This is a genomic window from Lacrimispora sp. (assembly GCF_036758025.1).
Lineage (GTDB): Bacteria > Bacillota > Clostridia > Lachnospirales > Lachnospiraceae > Lacrimispora.
On record NZ_DAIOXM010000045.1, the window covers coordinates 1 to 12,171 of the forward strand.

At 45.8% G+C, this 12,171-nt stretch carries 11 protein-coding genes; 10 read left to right on the forward strand and 1 reads right to left on the reverse strand.

Annotation, left to right across the window (positions count from 1 at the left end; genetic code table 11):
- The 7 genes from V7M78_RS21485 to V7M78_RS21515 form a co-directional block, all read left to right on the forward strand.
- A partial coding sequence (locus tag V7M78_RS21485; protein WP_333653080.1) for an ABC transporter ATP-binding protein occupies nt 1-393 on the forward strand: 393 nt, incomplete at its 5' end.
- Nucleotides 377-1,555 (forward strand): ABC transporter permease, encoded by a 1,179-nt coding sequence (locus tag V7M78_RS21490; protein ID WP_333653102.1) that lies wholly within the window; start codon nt 377-379, stop codon nt 1,553-1,555. The genes V7M78_RS21485 and V7M78_RS21490, both read left to right, overlap by 17 nt.
- Before the next feature lie 132 nt (nt 1,556-1,687).
- Nucleotides 1,688-2,680 (forward strand): dipeptidase, encoded by a 993-nt coding sequence (locus V7M78_RS21495; RefSeq protein ID WP_333653105.1) that lies wholly within the window; start codon nt 1,688-1,690, stop codon nt 2,678-2,680.
- Between the two features lie 105 nt (nt 2,681-2,785).
- Entirely contained in the window at nt 2,786-4,447 is a 1,662-nt protein-coding gene (locus V7M78_RS21500; protein ID WP_333653082.1) for a Na/Pi cotransporter family protein, read from the forward strand.
- A 40-nt stretch (nt 4,448-4,487) separates the two neighbouring features.
- The gene (locus tag V7M78_RS21505; protein ID WP_333653084.1) at nt 4,488-5,177 is read left to right on the forward strand and encodes a response regulator transcription factor; all 690 of its coding nucleotides are present in this window, start codon (nt 4,488-4,490) and stop codon (nt 5,175-5,177) included.
- Nucleotides 5,178-5,192: 15 nt separating this feature from the next.
- Entirely contained in the window at nt 5,193-6,593 is a 1,401-nt protein-coding gene (locus tag V7M78_RS21510; protein ID WP_333653089.1) for a sensor histidine kinase, read from the forward strand.
- A 37-nt stretch (nt 6,594-6,630) separates the two neighbouring features.
- Nucleotides 6,631-7,518, forward strand: a complete 888-nt coding sequence (locus tag V7M78_RS21515; protein ID WP_333653091.1) for a DegV family protein — start codon at nt 6,631-6,633, stop codon at nt 7,516-7,518.
- A gap of 3 nt (nt 7,519-7,521) precedes the next feature.
- Here the strand turns inward: V7M78_RS21515 and V7M78_RS21520 are convergent, their stop codons facing one another.
- Entirely contained in the window at nt 7,522-7,872 is a 351-nt protein-coding gene (locus tag V7M78_RS21520) for a NusG domain II-containing protein (RefSeq protein WP_333653093.1), read from the reverse strand.
- Between the two features lie 169 nt (nt 7,873-8,041).
- Between V7M78_RS21520 and V7M78_RS21525 the strand changes: the two genes are divergently transcribed.
- From V7M78_RS21525 to V7M78_RS21535, 3 genes are all read left to right on the forward strand, one after another.
- Nucleotides 8,042-10,327 (forward strand): FMN-binding protein, encoded by a 2,286-nt coding sequence (locus tag V7M78_RS21525; protein ID WP_333653095.1) that lies wholly within the window; start codon nt 8,042-8,044, stop codon nt 10,325-10,327.
- 122 nt (nt 10,328-10,449) lie between these two features.
- Nucleotides 10,450-10,962 carry a Gx transporter family protein gene (locus V7M78_RS21530; RefSeq protein WP_333653098.1) on the forward strand — a complete coding sequence of 171 codons (513 nt, stop codon included), beginning with the start codon at nt 10,450-10,452 and terminating at the stop codon, nt 10,960-10,962.
- A gap of 91 nt (nt 10,963-11,053) precedes the next feature.
- On the forward strand, nt 11,054-12,171 hold a 1,118-nt coding region (locus V7M78_RS21535; protein WP_333653100.1), incomplete at its 3' end, for a UDP-glucose--hexose-1-phosphate uridylyltransferase.

Sequence of the window (12,171 nt, forward strand, 5' to 3'; positions counted from 1 at the left end):
GAAAATGTGGAACTGCCCCTTCTGTATTCAGGGTCAGGGGCTGCTGAACGGAGGGAGCGTGCCATGGACTCCCTTAAGAGGGTAGGCCTGGAAGAAAAATGGAAAAGTCTGCCCAGCCAGCTTTCGGGCGGACAGCAGCAGAGAGGCTCCATAGCCAGAGCCCTGGCAGGAAGCCCTTCCCTGATTCTGGCCGACGAACCGACAGGAGCCCTGGACTCAAAAACCAGCCGGGAAGTTCTGGATTTCTTAAAAACCCTGAATGACGAAGGAAATACCATTGTTATGATTACCCACGACAGCACCATTGCCATGGAAGCCAGACGGGTGGTCCGGGTTCATGACGGCAAGATTAATTTTGATGGAGACGTAAATGAATATTCTGCAATCCTTTAAAATGGCGTTAAAGAGCATCTGGAGCAACAAGATGCGTTCCTTTCTCACCATGCTTGGAATCATCATAGGAGTGGCTTCGGTCATTATTTTAGTGAGTCTGGTAAACGGGCAGATGTCCTATATGACGGAAAGCTTTGCCAGCATGGGAACCAACCAGATCAATGTAAATGTGTCCAATCTCTCCTCCAGGTCCGTGACAGAGGAGGAGATGTATCAGTTTTATGAAGAGAACCGGGAGTTTTTTGCCCGGATGACGCCCAATGTTTCCCTGTCTGCCTCCATAAAAAAGGGGACAGAGTCTCTGACTGACACCACTGTAACCGGAGTGAGCGAAGAATATCTGGAAATGAAAGACCAGGCCCTGGAGGCCGGCCGTTTTCTCCAGTATTCTGATATTCTTTCCAGGCAAAAAGTCTGCGTGGTGGGCTACTATGTGGCCTGGGACTTATACGGAAGCGCCCAAAAGGCCATTGACCAGACCATTAAAATAAACGGTTACACCTTCCGGATCATCGGTGTGGTTTCCAGACAAAATGAGGATGAACTGGAGGCGGGCGGCTCCGATGATGTGCTGTACCTTCCTTACAGCAGTGCGGTTAAAATGAGCAATAACGCCAATATCAGCAGCTATATCTTTGCGACAGCTGATATGGAACGGACTGCGGAGGCCAAGGAAACCATCAACACCTTTCTCTATGGGATCTTTAAGGATGATTCCCTGTATCGGATCACAGCCATGAGTGAGCTGCTGGATTCCTTAAACTCCATGATTGCCATGATGTCCATGATGCTGGGCGGCATTGCCGGAATCTCCCTTTTGGTGGCAGGAGTGGGGGTTATGAATATCATGCTGGTATCTGTAACAGAGCGAACCAGGGAAATCGGAATCAGAAAGGCTCTTGGAGCGAAAAAGAGCAGCATTATGCAGCAGTTTGTTATAGAAGCGGCTGTTACCAGCTCCCTTGGAGGGATAGCAGGAATTGCAGTGGGCTCTGTGGCATCTACGGTTATCGGAAGGTTCATGGGCATGACAGTGACGCCCACTCCGGGGGCGGTCATTGTCTCCTTCAGCGTATCCGTGGGAATCGGTCTGCTCTTTGGTTATATGCCTGCCGGAAGGGCCGCCAATTTACACCCTATCGACGCACTGCGCAGCGATTGAGAATGGAATATTTTCTTGCAAATGTATCATATTGGTGATACTATTTGCATAGTTACAAAAGGAGTAACTCATTTGGAGGTTACTCCTTTTGTGCTGGTAAAATCTGACGGATCATGGAAAGGACAGAAAATCATGAAGGTTGTGGATATGCATTGTGACACTATCTCGGAGCTTTTTTACAGAAAAGAAGAAGGAAAAGAGCACTCCATATTGAGAAATAACTGCCACATTGATTTAGAGCGTATGAAAAAGGGTGATTACTGCCTGCAGAATTTTGCCCTGTATACCAATTTAGGCAGGTGTGAACGGCCTTTTGAATACTGCATGAAGCTGGTGGATTTATTTTATACAGAGCTTGAACAATATAAGGATATCATAGGAATTGTAACTTCCTATGAAGATATTGAACGAAACCGGAAAGATGGGAAAATGTCCGCCATGCTCACCATAGAAGAGGGCGGCGTCTGCCAGGGAGAGTTGAGTTTTTTAAGGAACTTTTACCGCCTGGGAGTCCGGATGATGACCCTCACCTGGAATTACAAAAATGAACTGGCCTATCCCAACCGGATGTGGGAAGAGAATGGAGAATCCTTTTTTGAACCGGATGAGGAAAACGGCCTTACAGAAAAAGGGATTGAATTTGTAAAAGAGATGGAAAACCTGGGCATGATCATTGATGTGGCCCATTTGTCCGATGCAGGAATTATGGAGGTGTTTAAACATACAAAAAAGCCTTTTGTAGCAAGCCACTCCAATGCCAGAACCATTGCCTCCTGCCCCCGGAATTTAACCGATGAAATGCTCCGAATGATAGCAGCGCGGGGAGGGGTGGCAGGAATCAATTACTGCTCCTGGTTTCTTCGTGACTGGAAAAAGGGGGAAGATCCTGTAAGCCGCATGGAAGACATGGTATCCCATATGAAGCATATGAAGCAGGTGGGAGGAATCGGCTGTATCGGCCTTGGGTCTGATTTTGACGGAATTGAAGGAAATCTGGAGATGAAATCCGCTGAAGAGCTTCCTGCTCTGGAGGCTGCCATGAAGAGGGCTGGTTTCAAAGAACAGGAAATTGAAGCTGTTTTTTACGGAAATGTACTTCGGCTCTATAAAGAGATTTTACATTGAGATAAAATTTTACATGGATTTTACATTAATATGCACAAAACTTTACATAAACTTGATATATTACTTACAAAACGTGTCATATTATGAAAAAAATTGGAGGATACTATGTCAACAGAGGGAATACAAATGCTGTTTAAGTTTATCGGAGGTCTTGGAATGTTCCTGTATGGAATGGATACCATGGCTGACGGCCTGCAGAAATCAGCAGGAAACAAGATGCAGCAGCTTTTAGGGGCACTGACCAGCAACAAACTGATGGGAGTGCTTTTAGGTACCGGAATCACAGCCATTATCCAGAGCAGCTCTGCCACCACGGTTATGGTAGTAGGATTTGTCAATGCGGGGCTGATCAATCTCCAGCAGGCTGTGGGCATCATAATGGGAGCTAATATAGGAACTACGGTCACAAGCTGGATTGTTTCCATGAACGAATGGGGCGAAATGCTGAAACCGGAGTTTTTCGCACCGGCCCTTGTGGGTGTGGGAGCAGTTTTAAACCTTTTTTCAAAAAGCGAGAGAAAAAAGCAGGCAGGTATTATTTTAGTGGGTTTTGGTATTTTATTTATCGGCCTGGGCTTTATGTCAGACTCCATTACTCCTTACCGGGATGCCCCCATATTCAGCCAGGCCTTTACTGTTCTGGGAAGAAATCCTCTCCTTGGAATCCTGGCAGGTCTGGTGGTAACCGGTATTATTCAGAGTTCCTCCGCTTCAGTGGGAATTTTGCAGACTCTGGCTCTTAATGGAATTGTAAACTGGCAATCAGCTATTTTTATTACCCTGGGACAGAATATCGGAACCTGTGTAACCGCTCTGCTTTCCAGTATGGGAGCCAATAAGACCGCAAAACGGGCGGCTGTCATTCACCTCCTTTTTAATACCTTAGGAGCTGTTATTTTCGGAATAATCATGTTTATATGGTTCCAGTTTAACCGGACTCTTGCAGCCTCCTCCATCAGCAGTGTGGAAATATCCATATTCCATACGGTGTTTAATGTGACAAATACCATCCTCTTATTCCCATTTTCAGGGCTTTTAGTAAAGGCTTCCGGACTGTTTGTGAGAGAGAGCAAACAGTCTGAGGAAGAAACCCCGGATTTTGCAGAGGAAGCAAAACGCCATCTGGATGACAGAATTTTAGAAACCCCTTCCTTTGCCATTGAAAACGTAAATCATGAAGTAGTAAACATGGGGTATGCAGCCTTAAAGAACTTTGATTTTGCTGAAAAGGCTCTTCTTGAAAATGACCGGGAGGCAGCGGCACAGGTCCTGAAAATGGAACAGCGGATTAATGAATACGAAAAAATCATCACAGACTATCTGGTAAAAATAGACAACCTGTCCTTAAATGAGGAGCAGCATCTTCAGGTCAGAAATCTTTTCTATACGGTCAGTGACTTTGAACGTGTCAGCGACCACTGTGAAAACCTGTCTGAGCTGGCAGTGATAAAAGCAGACAGGAATATTGTCTTTTCCCAGGAGGCAGAGGGTGAGATGAAGGAAATGCTTCAGGCTGTCCGGGCTTCCCTGGAACATTCTATAAAGGCCAAGGCAGATTCCAGCATGGCCGAAGCCCGTGCAGTGGCTCAGAGCGAGGAACGGGTGGACAGCCTGGAAGAGGAAATGAGGGAAAATCACATAGAGCGTCTGTTTGCCCAGGACTGCAAGCCGGAAAGCGGAGTGATTTTCTTAGATGCCTTAAGCAATCTGGAACGGATTTCAGACCATGCTTATAACATTGCCGGCTATGTAAAGGATGAAATGTAAGGTTAGGCAGAATGGCTTTTTGTGATGAAAGGAAGATTCTATGGAACGGATTTATATTGTTGAAGACGACGATAATATCAGAGATCTGATCAAAATTGCCCTGGAAGGGTTTGGCTATGAAGTTTCTGCCTTTGAAAAAGCAGAAGATGCCTTAAAAGGCATTGAATCAGATAAGCCGGCTCTGGCAGTGTTTGATCTGATGCTTCCCGGCATGGATGGGCTGTCTGCCATCCGGAAAATCAGGAGCATGGATCCCCTTAAATATATGCCCATTATGGTCCTGACCGCAAAGGACCGGGAATTTGACAAGGTGGCAGGCTTAGACGGGGGAGCTGACGATTATATGACAAAGCCCTTTGGCGTTATGGAGCTGGCAGCCAGAATCAGAAGCCTTCTGCGCCGCAGTGTGCGAGAACAGGTTCAAGGGGATGAACTGGAGCAGTCCTTCTTAAGCCTTAATAAGAAGACCAGAGAGGTTTTCTGCGAGGGAACAAAAGTGGAGCTGACTTTAAAGGAATTTGAGCTGCTTCAGTATTTGATGGAAAACCACAGCAAGGTTGTGACCAGAGACGAGCTTCTTAACCATATCTGGGGATATGATTATGACGGTGAAACCAGGACCCTGGATATGCATATCCGTACCCTGAGGCAAAAGCTGGGAGAAAACGGCGGAGCCTGTATTAAGACCGTCCGGGGAGTTGGGTACCGTTTTGTAGGAGCAGAAAACTAGGGAGGCAGACAGCCCATGCGCAAAGCGATTTTTGTCAAGTTTATCCAGATTATTCTAGTGGTACTGGCGCTCAGCAGCTTTATTTTTTATATTGCTTCCAGCAGCGCTTTGCTTAAGACCTCCAGAAATGACATGCTTTATACCTTAAAAGTCATGGATCATGTATTGGATTACTCAGGCACCCCTGAGGATATGATCAATGAACTGAGACAGACTTTCCATGACAACCAAAGCCGTTTTACCCTGATCCGGACAGACGGAAGTGTAGTTGCAGATACAGAGAATATTGACGCCTCCGCTCTGGTCAACCATCTGGACAGGGAAGAAGTAGAAGAAGCCTTAAATACAGGGGAAGGAGCCTCCAGGCGGTATTCTCAGACCGTGAAAGAAAATATGCTCTATGTGGCAGTCCGTTCCCAAAACTCAGATTATATTCTGCGCATGGCAACTCCCTATACCGGAATGAAAGAATATTTAGCCCTTCTTCTTCCTGCAGTGTGGCTCAGCTTTTTTGTGGCAATTATGTATTCCGCTTTTTCTGCGGATAGCTTTGCCGGTTCCATTACAAAGCCCCTGAATGAAATATCCCAGGAAATGCTGAAAGTAAATGGGGATTATGCAGACTTATCCTTTGAAACCTACCAGTATCCGGAACTTAACATCATTGCGGAAACCATCACGAAAATGTCCGGAAATGTAAAGGAATACCTAAACCGTCTTGAACTGGAAAAACAGATCCGCCAGGAGTTTTTCAGCAATGCTTCCCACGAACTGAAAACTCCTATCACCTCTGTACAGGGATACGCAGAGCTTTTGGAAAGCGGCATCATTGAAGATGAGGAGCAGAAAAAGGACTTTGCAAGGCGCATCAAAAAAGAAGCCGGGAATATGAACAATCTGATCAATGATATCCTGATGATATCCCGTTTGGAGACAAAGGAGGCAGAGGTGGTAAAGACCGATGTGCGCCTGACCATTCTCCTTGACGATATCATCGCTTCCTTAAAGCCTCTGGCAGCCTCCCATGAAGTTACCATTCATTTAGACTGCAAGCCCCTTGGTATTTATGCCAATGACCAGCAGATGAAGGAACTGTTCGGAAACCTGATCAGCAATGCCATCAAATATAATAAGCCGGGAGGGCAGGTGTGGGTCACCGTGACAGAGGAAAACCGGAACGTGGCCATCCGTGTCAGGGATAACGGAATGGGAATTCCCCGGGAAGCCTTAGGCCGCATATTTGAACGGTTTTACCGGGTTGATAAAGGGAGAAGCAAGAAGCAGGGCGGAACAGGGCTGGGCCTTTCCATTGTCAAGCACATTGTAAATTTTTATCAAGGTTCTATTTCCGTCCGTTCCAAATTGGATGAAGGAACAGAATTTACTGTAATGATTCCAATTCAAAAGAAAATATGATAGAATGGAGTCAATTTACAACAGGAGGTATCCAGATATGGATTCATTTATTTTGTCCTGCTGTTCCACAGCAGATATGACAGAGGAATATTTTAAGGAGCGCCGGATTCCCTATGTGTGCTTTCATTATACAATGGATGGTGTTACCTATCCCGATGACTTAGGAAAGAGCATCCCCTTTGATGAATTTTATGACCGGATAGCCAAGGGGGCAGCGCCTGTAACATCTCAGGTTAACGTGGAAGAGTACTGTAACTTTTTTGAGCCTTATCTGAAAGAGGGAAAGGACATTCTTCATATCACCTTGTCCTCCGGCATTTCCGGGACTCATAATTCCGCCTGTGTTGCCAGAGAGGAAATGCTTTCTAAGTATCCGGAAAGAAAGATTGCCATTGTAGATTCCCTTAACGCTTCCGTGGGCTACGGGCTTTTAATGGATGCCCTGGCAGATTTACGGGATAAGGGAGTTTCCTTTGAAGAGACCAGAGATTGGGCAGAGGAAAACAAGCTGTTTATCAATAGCTGGTTCTTCTCCACTGATTTGACCAGCTTTAAACGGGGCGGAAGGATTTCAGCCACATCAGCCATACTTGGAACTGTGCTTAATATCTGCCCCCTTATGAATATTGATTTTCAGGGCCGTCTGATTCCCCGTCAAAAGATCCGCACAAAGAAAAAAGCCATCCAGGAAACCGTTAAGACCATGGAGGCTCATGCAAGGGATGGAAGAGATTACAACGGAAAATGCTTTCTGGTCCATTCCGCCTGCGAAGAGGATGCCAAAGAACTGGCAGCCCTTGTGGAGGAACGCTTCCCCAGGCTTTCAGAAAAGGTGCTTATAAACAGCATCGGAACTGTCATAGGCTCCCATACCGGTCCCGGTACAGTAGGCCTGTTTTTCTGGGGAGATAAAAGAGTGGATTAAGCATTATTCTCCGATAATGCGGGCCATTACCCGGTTGGGAAGACACACAAGGCTTTCCCCTGTTATTTGAACCCAGCCCTGGTGCATACAGAGCTTATCCGGGCATGTGGCTTCTGAGACGTGCACCTTTCCGTCCTGGATCACAAAGCGGTTGGTGCCGTTTCCGTAGCCTTGGATCAGGATATCTGCGTCCTGATCCAGGTCCAGTGTCCGGACTACTTCCCCGTTGACCGAAATTTCCACCTGATTGGCAGGCTTGGAAAAAATAATGCGGTTTGCCAGGAGCAATGCGCCGGATATTAATAAAATTATAACAATCAGTAAGCCTTCTTTTTTATATCTTTTTATGTTCATGTTATCAGCCCTTCTTTGTTTTTCGTGGTTTTTCCGAAGCAGTTTCCTCTGGATTATATCATAAAATTTTATCCCATACAAAATAAAATAAAAATGAAAAAAAGTGATTGCTGAAAACGCCCAAAGTATGTTAAAATAAAAACAAAGCTTACCAACACAGGAGGAAAATATGAAAAAAGGTAATGCAAATGCAAAGAGAAATGGTTATATCGGGTTAGGGGCCATGGTTATACTGGCCGGAGCCGCCATACTGGGTTCGGATTCCCTTTACAACGCGATTGACAGTAAAGCCAGACCGGCAGTCTATACTCCCGGAACGTATACAGGGACTGCAAAAGGTTATGGCGGAATGGTCACAGTAGAGGTGACAGTGACGGATAAGGCCATTCAGTCCATTGAGGTGGATGGAGAGAAAGAGACTCTTTTGAGCATGGTTGTTCCCAGCTTTACGGATGCCATTGTCAAGAAGCAGTCCACAGAGGTTGATGCTGTTTCCGGCGCTACTTTAAGCAGCGATGCGATTAAGGAAGCCGTGGATCAGGCTCTTGCCCAGGCGAGGGGAGAGGCTCCAAAGGAAACGGAAAAAGCAGAAGAGCCCGGAAGTACAGATTCTGTTTCCTGGAAGGACGGAACCTATACTTATGAAGCACCTGAATTTGACAAGAACGGCTACAAGGATCTGGTTGAACTGACCATCAAGGATCAGACCATTACAAGCCTGACCTGGGACTGCCTGAAAGAAGACGGAACCAAGAAGAGCCAGTTGTCCATGGATGGAAAGTATGTAATGACAGAAAACGGACCTAAGTGGCATGAACAGGCAGAAGAACTGGTGAAGTACGTGATGGATAACCAGTCTGTAGAAGGACTGATGAATGCGGACGGATATACAGATACAATCGCATCTGTCAGCATTGATATCAGCGGCTTTGTAAACGGAGTAAAGGATTGTCTCCGTCAGGCTTCCGAGGGAAGTTCTCAGACCGCTTTAAAAGACGGAACATACACTTATGAGGCACCTGAGTTTGATAAAAACGGTTATAAAGATTTTGTAGAAATGACCATTAAGGATCAGACCATCACAGCTCTGACCTGGGACTGCTTAAAAGAAGACGGAAGCAAGAAGAGCCAGCTTTCCATGGATGGCAAGTATGTGATGACAGAAAACGGACCTAAATGGCATGAGCAGGCAGAAGAACTGGTGAAGTATGTGATGGATAACCAGTCCGTAGAAGGCCTGATGAATGCAGACGGATATACGGATACAATCGCATCTGTCAGCATTGATATCAGCGGATTTGTAAATGGTGTAAAGAATTGTCTCCTCCAGGCTTCCGAAGGAAGTGCTGAGACATCCTTAAAGGACGGAACCTACACTTATGAGGCTCCTGAATTTGATAAAAACGGCTACAAGGATTTTGTAGAAATGACGATCAAAGACCAGACCATTACAGCTCTGACCTGGGACTGCTTAAAGGAAGACGGAAGCAAGAAGAGCCAGTTGTCTATGGACGGAAAATATGTCATGACAGAAAATGGTCCTAAGTGGCATGAGCAGGCGGAAGCGCTGGTGAAGTATGTAATGGAAAACCAGTCTGTAGAAGGCCTGATGAATGCAGACGGATATACGGATACAATCGCATCTGTCAGCATAGATATCAGTGGCTTTGTAAACGGAGTAAAGGATTGTCTCCGTCAGGCTTCCGGTGGAAGTGCCGAGGCAGCTTTACAGGACGGAACCTATACCTATGAAGCTCCTGAGTTTGATAAAAACGGCTACAAGGATCTGGTGGAAATGACCATTAAGGATCAGACCATCACAGCCCTTACCTGGGACTGCTTAAAGGAAGACGGAAGCAAAAAGAGCCAGCTTTCCATGGACGGAAAGTATGTAATGACAGAAAACGGACCCAAATGGCATGAGCAGGCGGAAGCACTGGTGAAATATGTCATGGAAAACCAGTCTGTAGAAGGCCTGATGAACGCAGACGGATACACCGATACAATCGCATCCGTCAGCATAGATATCAGCGGCTTTGTAAACGGTGTAAAAGACTGCTTAAGCCAGGCTTCCCAGAAAACTGCCGGGAACGGAGCTTTAGAAGACGGAACCTATACTTATGAGGGGGCCGAATTCGATAAAAACGGTTATAAAGATTTGGTGGTAATGACCATCAAGGACAAAACCATCACAGCCCTGACCTGGGACTGCTTAAAGGAAGATGGAAGCAAAAAGAGCCAGCTTTCCATGGATGGAAAATATGTGATGACAGAAAACGGCCCTAAGTGGCATGAGCAGGCAGAAGAGTTAGCAAAGTATGTGCTGGATAAGCAAACAGTAGAAGGCCTGATGAATGCAGACGGATACACTGATGCAATCGCATCTGTCAGCATTGACATCAGCGGCTTTGTAAACGGTGTGAAAGACTGTTTAAGCCAGGCATCTCAGAAATAAGATAATTATTAAGTTCCGGAAAACGGTTTTGCTGGAAATAAAACCGTTTTCCGGATTTTTCTTTTACGCAGGTATGAAAGTGTGATAAAATAAAAGCGGAAAGAAAAACGAAGGAGATTTTTATGAAAAAGAAATATTCAGCCCATATGGCGGCATTGTATGGAATGATGATTGCTCTGGCATTTGTTCTCAGTTTTATAGAAACCCTGATTCCCATTTCCCTGGGCATACCGGGAGTGAAGCTGGGCCTTGCCAATCTGGTGACTTTGGCCGGGCTTTTCACTGTTGGAATAAGCGGCACAGTTGTGATTTCCCTTCTCAGGATCATTTTGGCAGGCTTGACCTTTGGAAATATGTTCAGTATGCTTTACAGCCTTGGAGGCTGGGCACTCAGTATGCTTTTGATGGTCATTGCCAGGAAGAAAAACTGGTTTGGAATCTCAGGAATCAGCATTTTAGGCGGAGTGGGACATAACATCGGACAGATTTGCGTGGCAGCCCTTGTGGTTCAGCAGGCAGGGGTCTTTTTTTATCTTCCTTTCCTCCTTTTAGCGGGTACAGGAGCCGGGCTTGTAATCGGAATTCTGGGCAGCACAATCATACAGCGGATCAGAAGTTTCATAGAAAAATTATAACAAATAGAAAGATATTATATTGTTTTGAGCCTATGTGAAAGGTATAATAGGATGGAAAAAAGCTGAAAAAGAAACCAGGAGGGATAGCACAATGATTTATGAGGCGATTAATAAGCTGGTGCAGTATGGCCTTGACACAGGACTGATCAAAGAACAGGACCGTTTTTATGCTCTGAACCAGATTCTCGATGTGATGAACATGGATGAATACATAGAACCGGAAGGAGATACGGGAGAAATCAGCCTGGAAGCCGTATTGGAAGAACTGCTGGATTATGCTTTTGAAACCGGAGTGATAAAAGAAAATACCATTACATACAGGGACTTATTTGATACAAAGCTGATGAATTGTTTAATGCCCAGACCCAGTGAAGTGGAAACCCGGTTCTGGGGACTTTATAACCACCAATCCCCCCAGGCTGCAACCGAATATTATTATAAGCTGAGCCAGGATTCCGATTACATCCGCAGATACCGGATTAAAAAGGACATGCACTGGCTGGCTCCCACCAAATACGGAGACTTAGATATTACGGTGAACCTTTCCAAGCCGGAAAAAGACCCCAGGGATATTGCCGCGGCCAAGCTGGCAAAACAGAGCAGCTATCCCAAGTGCCTTCTTTGCATGGAGAATGAAGGCTATGCAGGAAGGACAAACCATCCGGCCAGAAATAACCACAGGGTCATCCGCTTGACGATGAACGACAGCCGGTGGGGTTTCCAGTATTCCCCCTATGTATATTACAATGAACATTGTATTGTTTTTAACGGACAGCATATTCCCATGAGAATAGAGAGGGAAACCTTTGTGAAGTTATTTGACTTTGTCAAACTGTTCCCTCACTATTTCCTGGGCTCCAATGCCGATCTTCCCATTGTGGGAGGCTCCATCCTTTCCCACGACCATTTTCAGGGAGGCAATTACACCTTTGCCATGGCAAAGGCCCCTATGGAAGTCTGCTTCCGAGCAGAGGGCTTTGAATCTGTGGAAGCCGGAATCGTCAGATGGCCCATGTCTGTCTTAAGAACCAGAAGCAAAAATCCTGAGGACTTAATCAATCTTGGAACAAAGATTTTAGAAGCCTGGAGAGCCTATACCGATGAAGATGCTTTTGTTTTTGCGGAGACAGACGGGGAGCCCCACAACACCATCACCCCTATTGCCAGAATGAAGGACGGAGTATTTGAGTTGGATCTGGTGCTGAGAAA